At 71.5% G+C, this 18,822-nt stretch carries 12 protein-coding genes; 7 read left to right on the top strand and 5 right to left on the bottom strand.

Going from position 1 to position 18,822, the window contains the following annotated elements:
* Positions 1 to 10: 10 nt before the first annotated feature.
* A complete protein-coding gene (locus tag FHX78_RS17325) occupies positions 11 to 1,438 on the bottom strand; it encodes a YibE/F family protein (RefSeq protein ID WP_145868351.1) in 1,428 nt (475 codons plus the stop codon).
* Between the two features lie 254 nt (positions 1,439 to 1,692).
* Here FHX78_RS17325 and thiC point away from each other — a divergent pair, with 254 nt between their 5' ends.
* The gene (gene thiC / locus FHX78_RS17330; protein WP_145868352.1) at positions 1,693 to 3,489 is read left to right on the top strand and encodes a phosphomethylpyrimidine synthase ThiC; all 1,797 of its coding nucleotides are present in this window, start codon (positions 1,693 to 1,695) and stop codon (positions 3,487 to 3,489) included.
* Positions 3,490 to 3,595: 106 nt separating this feature from the next.
* Complete coding sequence (locus FHX78_RS17335) at positions 3,596 to 5,038, top strand: VWA domain-containing protein (protein ID WP_145868353.1); 1,443 nt, start codon at positions 3,596 to 3,598, stop codon at positions 5,036 to 5,038.
* Between the two features lie 102 nt (positions 5,039 to 5,140).
* On the opposite strand, the gene FHX78_RS17340 is transcribed toward FHX78_RS17335, so the two are convergent.
* From FHX78_RS17340 to FHX78_RS17350, 3 genes are all read right to left on the bottom strand, one after another.
* Positions 5,141 to 6,013 (bottom strand): hypothetical protein, encoded by an 873-nt coding sequence (locus tag FHX78_RS17340; protein ID WP_145868354.1) that lies wholly within the window; start codon positions 6,011 to 6,013, stop codon positions 5,141 to 5,143.
* A gap of 183 nt (positions 6,014 to 6,196) precedes the next feature.
* Positions 6,197 to 7,288, bottom strand: a complete 1,092-nt coding sequence (locus tag FHX78_RS17345) for a metallophosphoesterase (RefSeq protein WP_145868355.1) — start codon at positions 7,286 to 7,288, stop codon at positions 6,197 to 6,199.
* 414 nt (positions 7,289 to 7,702) lie between these two features.
* A complete protein-coding gene (locus FHX78_RS17350) occupies positions 7,703 to 8,815 on the bottom strand; it encodes a LacI family DNA-binding transcriptional regulator (RefSeq protein ID WP_145868356.1) in 1,113 nt (370 codons plus the stop codon).
* Between the two features lie 439 nt (positions 8,816 to 9,254).
* Here FHX78_RS17350 and hisC point away from each other — a divergent pair, with 439 nt between their 5' ends.
* From hisC to FHX78_RS17375, 5 genes are all read left to right on the top strand, one after another.
* On the top strand, positions 9,255 to 10,334 hold the full coding sequence (hisC, locus tag FHX78_RS17355) for a histidinol-phosphate transaminase (RefSeq protein ID WP_145868357.1): 1,080 nt from the start codon (positions 9,255 to 9,257) through the stop codon (positions 10,332 to 10,334).
* A gap of 239 nt (positions 10,335 to 10,573) precedes the next feature.
* Entirely contained in the window at positions 10,574 to 12,079 is a 1,506-nt protein-coding gene (locus FHX78_RS17360) for a cytochrome ubiquinol oxidase subunit I (RefSeq protein ID WP_145868358.1), read from the top strand.
* A 20-nt stretch (positions 12,080 to 12,099) separates the two neighbouring features.
* Positions 12,100 to 13,104, top strand: a complete 1,005-nt coding sequence (gene cydB, locus FHX78_RS17365) for a cytochrome d ubiquinol oxidase subunit II (protein WP_145868359.1) — start codon at positions 12,100 to 12,102, stop codon at positions 13,102 to 13,104.
* Between the two features lie 13 nt (positions 13,105 to 13,117).
* The gene (cydD, locus tag FHX78_RS17370) at positions 13,118 to 16,639 is read left to right on the top strand and encodes a thiol reductant ABC exporter subunit CydD (RefSeq protein WP_145868360.1); all 3,522 of its coding nucleotides are present in this window, start codon (positions 13,118 to 13,120) and stop codon (positions 16,637 to 16,639) included.
* A 128-nt stretch (positions 16,640 to 16,767) separates the two neighbouring features.
* Complete coding sequence (locus FHX78_RS17375; RefSeq protein WP_145868361.1) at positions 16,768 to 17,826, top strand: M23 family metallopeptidase; 1,059 nt, start codon at positions 16,768 to 16,770, stop codon at positions 17,824 to 17,826.
* A gap of 58 nt (positions 17,827 to 17,884) precedes the next feature.
* Here the strand turns inward: FHX78_RS17375 and FHX78_RS17380 are convergent, their stop codons facing one another.
* Complete coding sequence (locus tag FHX78_RS17380; RefSeq protein WP_167531783.1) at positions 17,885 to 18,772, bottom strand: HAD-IIB family hydrolase; 888 nt, start codon at positions 18,770 to 18,772, stop codon at positions 17,885 to 17,887.
* Between the last annotated feature and the right edge of the window lie 50 nt (positions 18,773 to 18,822).

The following is an 18,822-nucleotide window of genomic DNA, read 5'->3' on the forward strand; positions in this document are numbered from 1 at the left end:
TCCGCCGGCATCAGCGCTTGCGCCGCCTGCCCCTGCCGCCGCGCCCCGCGGCCGGCCGGACATCCGGAGCCTGGCCGGTCGCCTGTTCCTGGTTCCCCGCCCGGCCGGGCGCCGTGGTCCGTGCCGTCGGACGGTCGGCCGAGACCACCAGGGCGGCCAGGGCCGTGGTGACCGGCACCGAGGCCACCAGGCCGATCGAGCCGATCAGGGTGCGCACGATCTCCTCCGCGACCAGTTCGCTGTTGGCGACCGTACCCACGCTGCTCTGCGCGATGGAGAACAGCAGGAGCAGCGGCAGCGCGGCGCCCGCGTAGGCCAGGACCAGCGTGTTGACCACGGACGCGATGTGGTCACGGCCGATCCGGATGCCCGCGCGGTACAGCCCGCGCCAGCCCGTCGACGGATTGGCCTCGTGCAGCTCCCACACCGCGGAGGTCTGCGTGACGGTCACGTCGTCGAGGACACCGAGCGAACCGATGATGACACCGGCGAGCAGCAGACCGCTCATGTCGATCTCCGGGTACAGCCCGTGGATCAGACCGGTGTTGTCGTCGGTGTTGCCGGTGAGCGCGGCCCAGCCGATGAACACCGAGCCCAGGATGCCGATCAGCAGCAGCGAGATCAGTGTGCCGAGCACCGCCACGGACGTACGGGCGGACAGCCCGTGACAGAGGTACAGGGCGATCAGCATGATCGCGCTCGCTCCCACCACCGCCACGACCAGGGGGTTCGATCCCTGAAGGATGGCGGGCAGGATGAAGAAGTTGAGGATCAGGAAGCTGATCGCCAGGGCGACCAGCGCCATAACGCCCCGCAGCCGCCCCACGGCCACGACGGCGAGTGCGAAGATGCCGGCGAGCAGCGCCATGGGGAAGCGTCGGTTCACATCGGTGACCGAGTACTGCAGGTCCTCGGGGGCCGAGGGCTCGTAGGCGACCACGACCTCCTGGCCCTCGCTCAGCTGCCGGGACTGGTCCGGCTGCACGATCTCGTTGAACGTACGTCCCTTGTCGTCGCCGGTGTCGACCCGGATCGTCGCCTTCTTGCAGGTGCCGTCCGCCTGCTGCTGGGCGGAGGAGCCCTCGGCGGTCGAGGTGTCGCCGGTCGGGACACCACCGGAGGCGTTCACGGACTGGCAGCTCACCTCGACCACCTTGGTGACGGTGGCGTGCTGGGTCTGCCGGTCGAAGCCCACGCCGGTGCGCTCGTGCGCCGGGGCACCGCCCGGCCAGAGCACCGCGAGCCCGATCAGCACCGCCGCGGCGAACGGAATCAAGACTGCCGCGATGACCCTGCGCAAATGCCGGGAGACAGGTGCCGCCGGGCCGTGGCTGTGACCGTGCCCGTGGGCGTGACCGTTTCCGTGGCCGTGTCCGGCGCCGCCGGATCCGTGCGGCGGTTCGGACGGTGGAAACGGAGGAGGCTGATTCGAGGTCACCGACCGATCATCGCAAGAACAAGGGGGGCCCTCTGTTCACCGCGCCAGAAATGACGCTAGCGTGGAGGCACCTTTTGTACACGCGGGAGCTCGGAGCACCGGGCTGAGAGGGCGCTGACCTCCGTCCCAGCGACGTTTCACATGAAACATCACCGAAGTCGAGTGATGTTTCCCACGGAACGTCGGCAGACGGAAACCGCTGCGTCGACCGCCGAACCTGTTACCGGGTAATGCCGGCGTAGGGAGTAGGTCTCATGACCAACAAGGACGCACGCATGCCTGCCTCCACGCAGAACCCGACGGAGACGTCGGTGAACGCGGAGGCCGGGAAGTCCATCGGCTGGCACAAGGCGTACGTCGAGGGCACCCGCCCCGACCTTCGGGTGCCGGTCCGTCAGGTGCACCTCACCAACGGGAAGTCGGTCACTCTGTACGACACATCGGGCCCGTACACCGATCCGCTCGTCGACACCGATGTGCGCAGGGGACTGTCTCCGCTGCGGGAGAACTGGATCGTCGCCCGTGGTGACACGGAGGAGTACGCGGGACGCCCGGTCCGTCCCGAGGACGACGGAATCAAGCACACTTCTCCGCGCGGGGGCCTGCGCAACCTGGACGCCGTCTTCCCCGGCCGGCCGCGTCTGCCGCGCCGGGGCCGCGCGGGCCGGGCGGTGACGCAGCTGGCGTACGCGCGGCGCGGTGAGATCACGCCCGAGATGGAGTTCGTGGCGGTCCGGGAGAACGTCGCTCCCGAAGTGGTCCGCGAGGAGATCGCGGCGGGACGGGCGGTGCTGCCCGCCAACGTCAACCACCCGGAGATCGAGCCGATGATCATCGGCAAGCGGTTCCTGGTGAAGGTCAACGCCAACATCGGCAACTCGGCGGTGACGTCCTCCATCGAGGAGGAGGTGGAGAAGATGACCTGGGCGACCCGCTGGGGCGCCGACACGGTCATGGACCTCTCCACCGGCCGCAACATCCACACCACCCGGGAGTGGGTGCTGCGCAACTCCCCCGTGCCCATCGGCACCGTGCCGCTCTACCAGGCGCTGGAGAAGGTCGACGGCCGGGCCGAGGAGCTGACCTGGGACATCTACAAGGACACGGTCATCGAACAGGCCGAACAGGGCGTGGACTACATGACGGTCCACGCCGGCGTGCGCCTCGCGTACGTACCGCTCACCGCCAACCGGAAGACCGGCATCGTCTCGCGCGGGGGCTCGATCATGGCCGCGTGGTGCCTGGCGCACCACAAGGAATCGTTCCTGTACGAGAACTTCGAGGAGCTGTGCGAGATCCTCGCCGCGTACGACGTCACCTACTCGCTCGGCGACGGACTGCGGCCCGGCTCCATCGCGGACGCCAACGACGAGGCGCAGTTCGCGGAGTTGCGCACGCTCGGGGAACTCAACACGATCGCGAAGCGTTTCCATGTTCAGACCATGATCGAGGGCCCGGGCCATGTCCCGATGCACAAGATCAAGGAGAACATCGACCTTCAGCAGGAGATCTGCGATGAAGCTCCGTTCTATACGCTCGGCCCGCTGACGACGGACGTCGCGCCCGCGTACGACCACATCACCTCGGGCATCGGCGCCGCGATGATCGCCTGGTGGGGCACGGCCATGCTGTGCTACGTGACGCCCAAGGAGCACCTGGGCCTGCCCAACCGCGACGACGTCAAGACCGGCGTCATCACCTACAAGATCGCCGCCCATGCCGCCGACCTGGCCAAGGGGCACCCGGGTGCACAGGAGTGGGACGACGCGCTGTCCGACGCCCGCTTCGAGTTCCGGTGGGAGGACCAGTTCAACCTCGCCCTCGACCCGGACACGGCACGCGAGTTCCACGACGAGACCCTGCCGGCGGAACCCGCCAAGACGGCGCACTTCTGCTCGATGTGCGGCCCCAAGTTCTGCTCGATGAAGATCTCGCAGGACATCCGCCGGGAACACGGTGGCAGCCGGGACGAGATCGAGGAGGGCATGGCGCAGAAGTCGAAGGAGTTCGCGGCGGCGGGCAACCGCGTGTACCTGCCGATCGCGGACTGACGCTCCCGGTGCTCGCGGCCGGTCGGCCGTGAGCACCGCCCGTCGCCCCGGCGGTGTGCCGGGGCCGCCCCTCCCGTTCACCGGGTCGGGTGGGCACACTGGCCCCATGACAGCGAGTTCGATGAGCAAGGGATCCAATCTTCCCGTCGATTCCCCCGTGGTGCGTGTTGAGCTCGCTTGGGCGCCCGGGCCCGGGGTGCCCGACATCGACGCCTCGGCCCTGCTCCTCACGGAGGCCGGGCGGGTGCGGGACGACGGCGACTTCGTCTTCTACAACCAGCCGCGTCACTCGTCCGACGCCGTGACGCACCTGGGGAAGCGCAGTGCTCCCGGCGCCGCGGCCGACACGGTGGAGGTGCACCTCCAGTCGGTGGAGCCGGCCGTCGAGCGGGTCGTGCTGTGCGCGTCGGCCGACGGCGGGACGTTCGGGCAGGTGCCGGGGCTGGTGCTCAGGCTGCTCGACGCCGGGACGGGGGCCGAGCTGGCCCGGTTCGACATGGACGCGGGGACCGAGACGGCGTTCATCGGCGGTGAGTTGTACCGGCGGCAGGGGAAGTGGAAGTTCCGCGCGGTGGGGCAGGGGTACGCCTCGGGCCTCGCCGGCCTGGCCACGGACTTCGGCATCACCGTGGACGACCCCGCCCCGGTCACCCCAGCGGTTCCCGCGTCCCCGGCCTCCCCGGCGGTCCCCGCACCCCCGGTCACGGCCGCGCCCCCGCCCCCGCCGGTTCCTCCCACGGCGCCGGTCGCGACCGCACCACCCGCCGGCGCCCACCCCGGCGCGCCGCGTCTCACCAAGGGCGAGGAGCGGCTGCCCGTCGACATGCGCAAGCGGTTGTCCCTGCGCAAGGAGCAGGTGGCGGTCAGTCTGCGCAAGCACGGGGCGGCCGGTGTCACCGCGCGCGTCATCCTCGTACTGGACGCTTCCGGTTCCATGTCCTTCCTGTACTCCAAGGGCGTCGTGGCCGATGTGGTCGAGCGCATGGCGGCGGTCGCCGCGCAGCTGGACGACGACGGGGAGATGCAGGCCTGGACGTTCGCCTCGAACCCGGCCCGGCTGCCGGACCTGCGGCTCGGGGAGCTTCCCGAGTGGCTGCGGCTGCATGTGCGCGTGGGGGAGATGGGCCTCTTCCGGCGGGGCCGCAAGAAGGGACTGGATCCCAGCCAGGTCGACATGCGGGACGTGGGCATCCAGAACGAGGAGCAGAAGGTCATCGCCGAGGTGCGCGCGTTCGTCCGTGCCAACCCGGCGTCCGTCCCGACCCTCGTGCTGTTCTTCTCCGACGGTGGCGTCTACCGCAACAAGGAGATCGAACGCGAGCTGCGCGAGGCGGTGGAGGAGCCGGTCTTCTGGCAGTTCGTCGGGCTGGGCCGGTCGAACTACGGCGTGCTGGAGCGGTTCGACACCCTGCCCGGACGCCGTGTCGACAACGTCGGGTTCTTCGCCGTCGACGACATCGGCACCGTTCCGGACCCGGAGCTGTACGACCGGCTGCTGTCCGAGTTCCCGCTGTGGATCAGGGCGGCGGGAGCGGCGGGCATCCTCTGACCCGTCCATCCGGCTCGCGCCCCCGGCGCGGAGACCTCCCCGAGGTCTCCGCCCGGAAGGGAGCGCAAGCCGGCGGACGGGCGCGGGTCACGGACCGTCCGGCTACTCCGGCTTGTGCTCCGGGCCCCCGAAGTCCGGACTCGAGTAGTCCGGGCTGGAGTAGCTCGGCCGGGTGCCACGGACCGGACCCTCGCCGGGGCTGGTGAAACCCGGCCGGCCGTACCCGAGGTGCGGGATACGGCTGGTCGGCGCGGGCGGCGCCGTGTGCTGCAGCGCGGTGGCCGTCGCCGGGTCGGCGAGCGCCTCCCGCAGGAACGGCAGGATCCCCCGTTCCAGCAGGGCCTCGCGCCAGGCGTCCCTGGCCAGCCGCACCTCGCCGTCGAGTTCGCCGTGGATGCCGCCGAGCATCGCGGGCTTGTTGCGCAGCGCGGTGATCAGCAGCCCCACGGCGGCGACGAGGATGGCGATCGCGGTCACCGCGCCGAACACCCAGCCGGTGGTGAGCATGGTCCGGGCGAACGCGGCGCCGGGGTCGAGCATCCGCAGGACGTAGCCGACGAGCAGGAAGATCGCGGCCGCGGTTCCGGCCAGGACCGGTGCCAGGACGGCGACGACGGCGACGGCGCCCGCCCCGGCGGTCTCGGCGACCTCTCCCATGGTGGCGGCGAGCCCCACCGTGTGCGTGTCCGGTTCGCCGGCGGAGCCGGAGTCGCGGACGGGCGGGGTGGACCGCGCCGGTGGCCGGCGCAGTTCCTCGCGGACCTTCACATAGTGCCGGTACTCGGTCGCCGCGGCCGCCGTGATGAGCGCGGTGGCGTTGAGCGCCATCGTGCGCAGCTGCTCCGAATTGAGCCGCTGTCCGACAGCGGTCAGTTCCGGGTCGTGTGGTGCGGAGCGCAGCGCCTCATCGAGAATCCGCTCGTATTCCTGGCGGTCCTCGCTCAGCAGGTGCTGCGGAACGCTGTTCATGTGCATCCCCCGATGCTCCGTAGGGCTTGGGGCTCGGCATGCTGACGAGCCGTCGGGCAGAAACGGAGGGGAGCCTGCTACGGATAAGCCGATGGTAGAGCGGTGACGGCGCGCGGTGACAGGGGGTTTACCGAAAAAGCCGCGCGCGCGGTGCGGTCCCGGGACGCCGGACTGCGGCCCGGGGAACACTCAGACGCCCAGTGGCAATTTCCTGACCAGCAGTTTTCCGGCCATCGTGACCCCGCCGTCCATCGCGATGGCGAGACCGTCGGCGTAGACATGCGGTCCGGCGACCACGGGACCGGTGTCGTCCTCGTCGTCCTCGGAGCCGACTTCGCCCAGCAGATACGGAATCGGGCTGTGGCCGTGAACGACCCGGGTGCCGCCGTACGTATCCAGCAGGGAGCGCACGGCGTCGGCGCCGCCCTCGTCGCGGAAGGAGAACCGCTTGGTGAACTTGCGGAACAGGTCCCAGACCTCGTCGGCGTCGTTGCGGGTGAGCGTTTCGCGGACGGTGTCGTTCACCTCCTCGATGGAGCGGCCGTAGTCGAGGTAGGCGGTGGTGTCGGAGTGCAGCAGCAGATGGCCGTCGACCTCCTCGACGGCGTCGAGGCGGGCCATCCACTGCAGGTGGTGGTCCTGGAGGCGGTCCATGTCGGTCTTCTGGCCGCCGTTGAGCAGCCAGGCCGCCTGGAAGGTGGCGGTGCCGGCCCCGGAGTTGACGGGGGTGTCGCCGAACCGCTTGGCGCCGAGCAGCAGCAGTTCGTGGTTGCCCATGAGGGCCTTGCAGTAGCCGCCGGCCGCGGCGGCCTCGGCGGAGAGCCGCATCACGAGGTCGATGACGCCGATGCCGTCCGGGCCGCGGTCGGTGAAGTCGCCGAGGAACCACAGCCGCGCGGTGCCGGCGCACCACTGGCCCGCCGCGTCGATGAGGCCCTGCTCCTGGAGGGCGGCCACCAGCTCGTCGAGGTAGCCGTGGACGTCGCCGACCACGTACAGCGGTCCCGGGCCGGTGACGGGCTGCGGAGCGGGTACGGACGCGGGGTCGACGGTCACCTGAACAGTGTCACCCCGATTGATGACGGGGAGGTCCCGCTGGGTCGGGGTGTATCCCTCCGGATAGGTCTCGTCCGACGGGGGGACGACGTCACCCGGGTGGGTGCTCTGGGCGTACGGACCGGTCTCGTGGACGTACGCGGGCACCCGGAAGTCGCGCAGCGTCGCCGTCCGCTCCACCTCGGGTCCCTGACCGGCCCCCTGAGTCATCGACCCCTCCACCATCGCGCCGCATCTGCACCGCGTCGGACTGCCTGGTCGCAGCGGCCCGCGGTGTCGTGGGCCCATCATAGGAATGCGGATCGCGCTGTGTGATGACCCAGGGGTGGTGAATCGGGGCAGGACCCCGGGTCGGCGCGTCTTTCGCCCCGTTTGGGCCGATGTTCGGCCGCATGGTGCCGGCCCGCACGGCCTCTCACCCGGAGGGGTGGCCGGGTGACGAGCCCCTTCCGCCCCTCCGGCCGTCCTTCCGGCAGCCCCTCCAGGCGTCCTTCGGGGCAGTCCCCCTTCGCGGAAGCAGCCGGAGTCCCTGGGAAAGTCCCTCCAGGAACCCTCCCGAAGTCCCCCGGAAGCCCTTCCGGCGTCTCCCGGGGACGCTCCACGGGCCGCCCCCCGTACGGCCCGCCCTGCCCCCCCGCGTCACGTCCCGTTCGGAGACCTCGGCGGGCTGACCGTCGTGCGGGGTGGACGGCGCTGCGAGGAGGTGCGCACGATCAGCTCGGTCGGTATGACCTGCTCCACCGGGTGGTCGGAGTCGACTCCCTCGATGGCGTCGATGAGCAGCTGGACCACCGCCGTGCCGATGCGGCGCGGTTTCAGGGAGAGCGTGGTGACGGGCGGCTCGGTGTTGGCGTAGACGGTGGACTCGCTGCAGCAGACCAGCAGCAGGTCGTCCGGGACGCGCAGGCCGTAGCGGCGGGCGGCGGCCAACAGGTCGGTGCCGTTGGGGTCGAACAGGCCGTAGACGGCGTCGGGGCGGTCCGGGCGGGCGAGCAGCCGGTCGGCGGCGACGGCGCCCGCGCACGGGTCGTGGGCCGGGTAGGCCTCGTAGACGGGTTCCTGGCCGACGCGCTCGCACCAGCGGAGGTAGGCGGTGGTCGACAGGTGGGTGTACGTGTCGGTCGTGGTGCCGGTGAGGAGGCCGATGCGGCGGGCGCCGGCGCCGGCGAGGTGGTCGAGGATGCCGAGGACCGCGGCCTCGTGGTCGTTGTCGACCCAGGCCGTGACCGGCAGTGAGCCGGCCGGGCGGCCGTCGGAGACGACGGGTAACCCCTGGCGGACCAGTTCGCTGACGACCGGGTCCTGGTCGGAGGGGTCGATCACGACCGTGCCGTCCAGGGCGACGTTGGACCACACGTCGTGGCGGGAGGTCGCGGGGAGGATGACCAGGGCGTAGCCGCGGGCGAGCGCGGCGGAGGTCGCGGCGCGCGCCATCTCGGCGAAGTACGCGAACTCGGTGAAGGTGAAAGGTTCATCCCCGTACGTGGTCACGGTCAGGCCGATCAGTCCGGACTTCCCGGTGCGGAGCGTTCGGGCGGCGGCCGAGGGGCGGTACCCCAGTCTGTCGGCCACCTCGCGGACGTGGCGCCGGGTGGCGTCCGGGAGCCGACCCTTCCCGTTGAGGGCGTCGGAGACGGTCGTGATGGAGACCCCGGCGGCGGCGGCCACGTCCCTGATGCCCGCTCTGCCCGGCCGGCTGCCTCGGCGTGAGGTTTCCGCGCGGCTCACCTGTTGCTTCCCTGCTGCTGTCATGGCGAGCCGATAGTAGGGCTCATGCGGTGGGGTAGGGCGGACGCATATGCACGCATTGACAGGCACGTTTCTGCAAGATCATAAAGACGCAATCCCCTTGGAAAACAAGGGTGTTGAACGTTCCAATGCCAGTACCTGACGTGTCGGCGCATGCGGGCCTGTCGAGGGTGCGATGTTGCGAAGAGGTCTCAACTCACCTGCACGGGGGACGCGCGCCACGGCGCGAACCACCGGCGCGTAGATATATGTGCGGCGCGCCCCTGGCCCGCACGCCCTTCGTACCCTTTCGAGGGACGTTGCCCGTGTTGCTCCTGTGATCAAGGAGGCAGGCCCGAGCCCGGGGCGCACCTATACGCAGGGAGGCCGAATCCTCATAAGGTAAGCAGTATTGGATGTCGGCGGCGGTCATGGGCCGCCGGTCTTCGCAAGGAGGACTGCGGTGAGCGAGACGAGCCCCAAGCTGCGCGCCGAGCTGGAGGGGATCCCCACGTACAAGCCGGGCAAGCCGGCGGCGGCCGGGGGACCGGTGGCGTACAAGCTGTCCTCCAACGAGAACCCCTATCCGCCGCTGCCGGGCGTGATGGAGACCGTGACGGCCGCGGCCTCCTCCTTCAACCGCTACCCGGACATGGCCTGCACCGCCCTGATGGCCGAGCTGGCCGAGCGGTTCGCCGTGCCCGTCTCCCACGTGGCCACCGGGACCGGCTCGGTCGGTGTCGCCCAGCAGCTGGTGCAGGCGACCTCGGGACCCGGCGACGAGGTCATCTACGCCTGGCGGTCCTTCGAGGCGTACCCGATCATCACGCAGGTCAGCGGTGCCGCGTCGGTCCAGGTGCCGCTGACCCCGGGCGATGTGCACGACCTGGACGCGATGGCCGACGCGGTCACCGACCGGACCCGCCTGATCTTCGTGTGCAACCCCAACAACCCGACCGGCACGGTCGTGCGCCGGGCCGAGCTGGAGCGTTTCCTCGACCGGGTGCCGGACGACGTCCTGGTGGTGCTGGACGAGGCCTACCGCGAGTTCATCCGGGACACCGAGGTGCCGGACGGGGTCGAGATCTACCGGGAGCGGCCCAACGTCTGCGTGCTGCGCACCTTCTCCAAGGCGTACGGCCTGGCGGGACTGCGCGTCGGTTTCGCCATCGCCCACGAGCCGGTGGCCGCCGCGCTGCGCAAGACGGCGGTGCCGTTCGGGGTGAGCCAGATCGCGCAGGACGCGGCGATCGCCTCCCTGCGGGCCGAGGACGAGCTGATCGGCCGGGTGGGCTCGCTGGTGTGTGAGCGCAACCGGGTGATGGACGCGCTGCGCGCCCAGGGCTGGACGGTGCCCGAGACCCAGGCGAACTTCGTGTGGCTGCGGCTGGGGGAGAGCACGGTGCCGTTCGCGCAGGCGTGCGAGCAGGCGGGTGTGGTGATCCGGCCGTTCCCCGGTGAGGGAGTGCGGGTCACGATCGGCGAGACCGAGGCGAACGACATCTTCCTCAAGGTGGCCGAGGGCTTCCGCAAGGAGCTTTGACCAGCGCGAACGTCCAGGCGGCCGACGGGTGATCCCGTCGGCCGCCGTCGTGTGCAGCCGGGAGTTCCGGCAAAGGGGTTGACGTCACACGGGACCCCCCTTCCGGGTCTGAAAAGCAGTAGGTCATAATTGCTTGTGAATGTGAACGCGTTCACAAGCGCATCCCGTTTTCCCGAGTTGTGGGGGACGTACGGGAGCAAAACAGCCGCTGCGACCACGGCGATGTAAGGAGCGACGACGTGGACCTGGCTTTGGCGCCGGAGACCCTGGCGCGATGGCAGTTCGGCATCACCACCGTCTACCACTTCCTCTTCGTTCCCCTGACGATCTCCCTCGCCGCCCTGACCGCCGGCCTGCAGACCGCCTGGGTGCGCACGGAGAAGGAGAAGTACCTCCGGGCGACCAAGTTCTGGGGCAAGCTCTTCCTGATCAACATCGCGATGGGCGTGGTCACCGGCATCGTGCAGGAGTTCCAGTTCGGCATGAACTGGTCCGACTACTCGCGGTTCGTCGGTGACGTCTTCGGTGCCCCGCTCGCCTTCGAGGCCCTGATCGCCTTCTTCTTCGAGTCCACCTTCATCGGTCTGTGGATCTTCGGCTGGGACAAGCTCCCCAAGAAGATCCACCTGGCCTGCATCTGGATGGTCTCGATCGGCACCCTGCTGTCGGCCTACTTCATCCTGGCCGCCAACTCCTGGATGCAGCACCCCGTCGGCTACCGGATCAACGAGGAGAAGGGCCGCGCCGAGCTCACCGACTTCTGGCTGGTCCTCACCCAGAACACCACCCTCAACCAGGTCTTCCACAGCTTCTCGGCGGCCTTCCTGACCGGTGGCGCCTTCATGGTCGGCATCGCCGCCTTCCACCTGATGCGCAGGAAGCACATCCCGGTGATGCGGACCTCGCTGCGGCTCGGCCTGGTCACCGTGGCGGTCGGCGGCCTGTTCACCGCCATCAGCGGCGACACGCTCGGCAAGGTGATGTACGAGCAGCAGCCGATGAAGATGGCCGCCGCCGAGGCCCTGTGGGACGGCGAGGAACCGGCACCCTTCTCCGTCTTCGCCTACGGCGACGTCGACAAGGGGCACAACAAGGTCGCCCTGGAGATACCCGGCCTGCTGTCGTTCCTCGCCCACAGCGACTTCGACTCGTACGTGCCCGGCATCAACGACACCAATGAGGCCCTTCAGGAGAAGTTCGGCCCCGGTGACTACAAGCCCATCGTCCCCGTCGCCTACTGGGGCTTCCGCTGGATGATCGGCTTCGGCATGGCCTCCTTCTCGCTCGGCCTGCTCGGCCTGTGGCTCACCCGCAAGAAGTTCCTGCTGCCGGCAGCCCACCGCACCGGGGACGACGAGGTGCCGCACCTGGTGCTGCTGAAGCAGCCGCTCGGCACCCGGCTCACCCGCCTCTACTGGCTCCTCGCCGTGTGGACCATGGCGTTCCCGCTGATCGCCAACTCCTGGGGCTGGATCTTCACCGAGATGGGCCGGCAGCCCTGGGTGGTCTATGGCGTGATGCAGACCCGCGACGCGGTCTCCCCCGGTGTCTCCACGGCCGAGGTCATCACGTCGATGTCCGTCTTCACCCTGCTCTACGCCGTCCTGGCCGTCATCGAGGTCAAGCTGCTCGCCAAGTACGTCAAGGCCGGCCCGCCCGAGCTCAGCGAGTCCGACCTCAACCCGCCCACGAAGCTCGGCGGCGACCTCCGGGACGCCGACAAGCCGATGGCCTTCTCGTACTAGGCCGAGGGAGCTGCACAGCCATGGAACTGCACGACGTCTGGTTCGTTCTGATCGCCGTCCTGTGGACCGGCTACTTCTTCCTGGAGGGGTTCGACTTCGGGGTCGGCATCCTCACCCGGCTGCTGGCCCGCGACCGGGCCGAGAAGCGGGTGCTGATCAACACCATCGGCCCCGTCTGGGACGGCAACGAGGTGTGGCTGCTCACGGCGGGCGGCGCGACCTTCGCCGCCTTCCCCGAGTGGTACGCCACCCTCTTCTCCGGCTTCTACCTGCCGCTGCTGCTCATCCTGGTCTGCCTGATCATCCGCGGTGTCGCCTTCGAGTACCGGGCGAAGCGGCCCGAGGAGAACTGGCAGCGCAACTGGGAGACGGCGATCTTTTGGACCTCGCTGCTGCCGGCCTTCCTGTGGGGCGTGGCCTTCGGCAACATCGTCCGCGGAGTGAAGATCGACGCCGACTTCGAGTACGTGGGCGGCGTCGTGGACCTGCTCAACCCGTACGCCCTGCTCGGCGGCCTGGTCACCCTGACCCTCTTCACCTTCCACGGCACCGTCTTCACGGCGCTCAAGACGGTCGGTGAGATCCGGGAGCGGGCGCGGAAGCTGGCCCTGCGCGTGGGTCTGGTGACCGCCGTCTTGGCGTCGGCCTTCCTGCTGTGGACGCAGGCCGACCGCGGTGACGGCGCCAGCCTGGTCGCGCTGGTCGTCGCGGTCGCCGCGCTGGTCGCCGCCCTGGGGGCGAACCAGGCCGGGCGTGAGGGCTGGTCGTTCGCCCTGTCCGGCGTCACCATCGTGGCCGCCGTGGCGATGCTCTTCCTGACGCTGTTCCCGAACGTCATGCCGTCGACGCTCGACCCGGACTGGAGCCTGACCGTCACCAACGCCTCCTCCAGCCCCTACACCCTGAAGATCATGACCTGGCTCGCGGTGATCGCCACGCCGGTCGTGCTGCTCTACCAGGGCTGGACGTACTGGGTGTTCCGCAAGCGGATCGGCACCCAGCACATCGCCGATCCCGTGCACTGAGGGTGTGTTTCACGTGAAACCAATCGACCCGCGTCTGCTCCGGTACGCCCGTGCCACCCGGGGCTTCCTGGTGGCGGTCGTCGTCCTGGGCGTCCTCGGTGCGGGGCTGGTCATCGCGCAGGCCATGCTGATCGCCGAAGTGGTGGTGGGCGCGTTCCAGGACGGCCTGTCCGCCGGTGCGCTCGGCACTCCCCTGCTGCTCCTGGCCGCCGTCGCGGCGGGGCGCGGGCTGGTCGGCTGGCTGACGGAGCTGGCCGCACACCGCGCCAGTGCCGCGGCCAAGTCGGAGCTGCGGGGCCGGCTGCTGGAGCGGGCGGCGGAACTGGGCCCGGGATGGCTGGACGGACAGCGCACCGGATCGCTGGTCGCCCTGGCGACCCGCGGCGTCGACGCGCTCGACGGCTACTTCTCGCGCTACCTCCCCCAGCTGGGGCTCGCCGTGGTCGTCCCGGTGGCGGTGCTGGCGCGGATCGTCACCGAGGAGTGGGTCTCGGCCGCGATCATCGTGGGCACCCTGCCGCTCATCCCGGTCTTCATGGTGCTGATCGGCTGGGCCACCCAGTCCCGGATGGACCGCCAGTGGCTGCTGCTCTCCCGGCTGTCCGGACACTTCCTGGACGTCGTCGCCGGACTGCCGACGCTGAAGGTCTTCGGGCGGGCCAAGGCACAGGCGGAGTCGATCCGGCGGATCACCGCCGAGTACCGCCGGGCGACCATGCGCACCCTGCGGATCGCCTTCATCTCCTCCTTCGCCCTGGAACTGCTGGCCACGCTCTCGGTGGCGCTGGTCGCCGTGACGATCGGCATGCGGCTGGTCCACGGCGACCTCGACCTCTTCACCGGCCTGGTCATCCTGATCCTGGCGCCCGAGGCGTATCTGCCGCTGCGGCAGGTCGGGGCGCAGTACCACGCGGCGGCGGAGGGCTTGGCGGCGGCCGAGGAGATCTTCTCGGTGCTGGAGACGCCCGTGCCGGCCCGGGGGACGGGCGTGGTGCCGACGGGTGCCCTGTCCTTCGACGGCGTGACGGTCCGCCACCCCGGGCGGTCCACGGACGCGGTCGCGGACGTGTCCTTCACCGTCGCCCCCGGCGAGACGGTCGCGCTCGTCGGACCCAGCGGGGCCGGCAAGTCGACCCTGCTCCATGTGCTGCTCGGCTTCGTCCGGCCCACCGGGGGACGGGTCCGAGTCGGGGGAGCCGACCTGGCCGGCCTCGACCTGGCCGAGTGGCACCGCCGCGTCGCCTGGGTGCCCCAGCGACCCCACCTGTACGCCGGGACGATCGCGGAGAACGTACGGCTGGCCCGGCCCGACGCGGACGACGACGCCGTACGGAGCGCCCTGCGGGACGCCGGAGCGCTGGAGTTCGTGGACGCGCTCCCCGAGGGCGCCTCGACCGTGCTCGGTGAGGACGGCGCGGGACTCTCGGCCGGGCAGCGGCAGCGGCTCGCGCTGGCGCGGGCGTTCCTCGCGGACCGGCCGGTGCTGCTGCTCGACGAGCCGACGGCCGCGCTGGACGGTGCCACCGAGGCCGGGATCGTGTCGGCGGTGCGGCGCCTCGCCGCCGGACGGACCGTGCTGCTCGTGGTGCACCGCCCGGCGCTGCTGGCCGTCGCGGACCGCATGGTCCGGCTCGCGGAACCGGCCGCCACCGCCCCCGCGGACCCCGTACGCCGGGACGCCGCCGTGGAACCGGCCGCCGAACCCGGCCCGGCGGTGGCCGACGGGCCCGAGGAGGCCGCGGCCGGGACCGCCCCCGGCGGTGTGCTCGCCCGGGTCCGCGCCCTGTCCGCCGCCCGGAGCGGGCGGCTCACGCTGGCGCTGCTGCTCGGCACCCTCGCCCTGGGCAGCGCCGTCGGGCTCATGGCGACGTCAGGGTGGCTCATCTCCCGGGCCTCGCAGCAGCCCCCCGTGCTGTACCTGATGGTGGCCGTGACGGCGACCCGGGCCTTCGGCATCGGCCGGGCCGTGTTCCGCTACGCCGAGCGGCTCGTGTCGCACGACGCGGTCCTGCGGATGCTGGCCGACACCCGGGTCGCGGTCTACCGGCGGCTGGAGCGCCTGGCGCCCGCCGGACTGCGCGGCGCCCGCAGGGGCGACCTGCTCTCCCGGCTGGTCTCCGACGTGGACGCCCTTCAGGACTACTGGCTGCGCTGGCTGCTGCCGGCCGGTGCGGCCGTCGCCGTCTCCGCCCTGTCCGTCGGCTTCACCGCCTGGCTGCTGCCGGAGGCCGGTGCCGTGCTCGCGGCCGGGCTGTTGGCGGCGGGCGCCGGTGTGCCCCTGCTGACCGGCGCCGTGGCCCGGCGCGCGGAACGCAGGCTGGCACCGGCCCGCGGCGTCCTCGCCACCCGGGTGACCGATCTGCTCACCGGCACCGCCGAGCTGACCGTCGCCGGTGCCCTGCCCGCGCGGGCCGCCGAAACACGGCGGGCCGACCGCACCCTGACCGGGATCGCCTCGCGCGCCGCCACCGCCACGGCGCTCGGCGACGGGCTCACCGCCCTGCTCTCCGGCCTGACCGTCGCGGCCGCCGCGCTCGTCGGCGTCCAGGCCGTGGCCACCGGCCGGCTGGACGGCGTGGCCCTGGCCGTCGTGGTCCTCACCCCGCTGGCCGCCTTCGAGGCGGTCCTCGGAATGCCGCTCGCCGTGCAGTACCGCCAGCGGGTCCGCCGCAGCGCGGAGCGCGTGTACGAGGTGCTGGACGCCCCCGTGCCCGTGCGCGAGCCGGAGCCGCCGCGGCAGGCTCCCGCGGCGCCCTTCCCGCTCGTGGTGAAGGGGCTGGCCGCCCGGCACGCCGGACAGGAGCGGGACGCGCTCGCCGGACTCGACCTGACGCTGGAGCGGGGCCGCCGCATCGCGGTGGTCGGCCCGTCCGGCTCCGGGAAGACGACCCTGGCGCAGGTGCTGCTGCGCTTCCTCGAGCCCGGCGCGGGCTCCTACACGCTGGCCGGCGTGGACGCCCGCGCCCTGGACGGCGACGACGTACGACGGCTGGTCGGGCTCTGCGCGCAGGACGCGCACCTCTTCAACAGCTCGATCCGGGAGAACCTGCTGCTCGCCAGGAAGGGCGCCGACGAGGAGGAACTGCGCGACGCGCTCGCCCGGGTCCGGCTCCTGGAGTGGGCCGACGGCCTGCCCGACGGGCTCGACACGCTCGTCGGTGAGCACGGGGCACGGCTGTCCGGCGGCCAGCGGCAGCGGCTGGCCCTGGCCCGTGCGCTGCTCGCGGACTTCCCCGTGCTGGTGCTGGACGAACCCGCGGAACACCTCGACCTGCCGACCGCCGACGCGCTCACCGCCGATCTGCTGGAGGCCACCGAGGGACGCACGACGCTGCTCATCACCCACCGGCTGGCCGGCCTGGACGTGGTGGACGAGGTGATCGTGCTGGACGGCGGGCGGACGGTGCAGCGCGGTCCGTACGCGGAACTCGCCGTGGTGGACGGTCCGTTGCGGTCGCTGGCAGACCGGGAGGAGGCGGCGGAACTCCTGGTGACGACACGCCGGCTGCACGGCTCACCGACACCCGCAGCGTGACGTGACGTCAAGCGGGGTCGGGCACCCCGCCGTTCGGCGGCAGCACTGCTCCGTCCGGGGGCGAGTGGTCCCCCGTGTGCACGAGGTGAACAGGACCGTGCGCCGTGGCGGGGGCCAGGATCGCAGTCATGCGCTTCATCCGCCGCCATCCGCTGCTCGCCGCCGTGCTGCTGTGCGCGCTCGCCGTGCTGGCCGCCCGGCCCGCCGACGGCGACGGCCCCCACGCCCCCGGCCACGGCTCCCCGTCCGGTGCCGGCGGACAGGTGGCGCGGCTGTACGAGGAGGCGGCGGAGGCGACCGAGCGGTACGAGGCCGGCCGGCGTGAGGCCGAGCAGCAGCGGGCCAGGGCCCAGCGGCTGGAGGAGCGGCTCGACCACGAGCGGCGGGCGATGGCCGGCCTGCACGAGGACCTGGGCCGGATCGCGAGCTCCCAGTACCGGGACGGCGGCGGGCTGCCGCTCACGGCGCACATGCTCCTGGCGGACGACCCCGAGGAGATGATGCGGGGCCAGCGCGCGGTGTGGCAGGCCGAGGTGTCGCTCGACAAGGCGATCGACCGGAGCGAGCGGGCCGAGGCCCGGCTCGCCCGGGACGAGGCGGAGGCCGCGGCCGCGTGGCAGCGACTGGAGCGGCGCAACGCGGAACTCGCCGCCCTGAAGCGGGGCATCGAACGGAAACTCGAAGCGGCGCGGTGGAAGCTCCAGGGCCAGGCCGACGCCTCGGTCGCGGCCGGCGCCTGCCGCGGCGCGGTCCGCCTCGACCAGCCCGACACGCGCTTCACCACCCGCTGGGTGGCGCCGGTGGAGACGTACGTGCTGTCCGCGTCCTACGGCAGCGGGGGCGCGCGCTGGGCGAACCGGCACACCGGGCAGGACTTCGCGGTGCCGATCGGGACGCCGGTGCGGGCGGTGGGCACCGGGGAGGTGGTGAAGGTGTCCTGCGGCGGGCCCTTCGGCATCGAGGTCGTGCTCCGGCACGCGGGCGGCTACTACACCCAGTACGCCCACCTCGCCTCCGTCGCCGTCGACCAGGGCGAGCGGGTCTCGCCCGGGCAGTGGATCGGTCAGTCCGGCACCAGCGGGAACTCCACGGGCCCGCACCTGCACTTCGAGGTGCGGGTCACGCCGGAGATGGGGTCGGCGGTGAACCCGGTGCCGTGGCTGGCCCGGCGCGGGGTGCCCCTCTGAGCGGCCGGGCCCTGTCGTGCACGGCGGCGCGCGGCAGACGGGAGTGCGAGGGCGGGGCCTAGCGCCGCTCGTCCAGCAGCCGCTCGATCACCACGGCCACCCCGTCGTCGTTGTTGGCTACCGTGCGGCCCGAGGCGGCGGCGACCACGTCCGGGTGGGCGTTGCCCATCGCGTAGGAGCGGCCGGCCCAGGTCAGCATCTCGACGTCGTTCGGCATGTCACCGAACGCGACGACCTCCTCGTGCGAGATGCCGCGCTCGGCGCAGCACAGGGCCAGGGTGCTGGCCTTGGAGACACTGGGTCCGCTGATCTCCAGCAGGGCGCTGGGGCTGGAACGGGTGACGTTGGCGCGGTCGCCGATGGCGAGCCGGGCCAGGGTGAGGAAGGCGTCGGGGTCGAGCTCGGGGTGGTAGGCGAGGATCTTGAGCACCGGTTCGCCGGCGGTGTGGGAGTCCGGGGCCAGCAGGTCCTCGGCGGGCGCGAGCGAGTCCGGGACCTCCACGTGCAGCTTGGGGTAGGCGGGCTCCTGGTTGAAGCCGAAGGTCTGCTCGACGGCGTACACCGTGCCCGGTGCGGCCTCGCGCAGCAGCCGTACGGCGTCGAGCGCGTTCTCCCGGGCCAGCTCGCGGACCTTGACGAAGCGGTGCGCGCCGGGGCCGCCGTGCAGGTCGACCACGGCGGCGCCGTTGCCGCAGATGGCGAGGCCGTGGCCGTGGACGTGGTCGCTGACGACGTCCATCCAGCGGGCCGGGCGGCCGGTGACGAAGAAGACCTCGATGCCCGCCTCCTCGGCGGCGGCCAGCGCGGCGATCGTGCGCGGGGACACCGACTTGTCGTCGCGCAGCAGGGTGCCGTCGAGGTCGGTGGCGATGAGGCGCGGTGGGGTGGTGGCTGCCGGGGTCTCGGGCTGTCGGGTCGCTGAGGTCACCCGGCCATTGTCCCGCATATGCCTGCACGGCCGTGCGGGAGTCCGCACATCTGAGTGGTAACCGCTGT

Source organism: Streptomyces capillispiralis (assembly GCF_007829875.1).
GTDB lineage: Bacteria > Actinomycetota > Actinomycetes > Streptomycetales > Streptomycetaceae > Streptomyces > Streptomyces capillispiralis.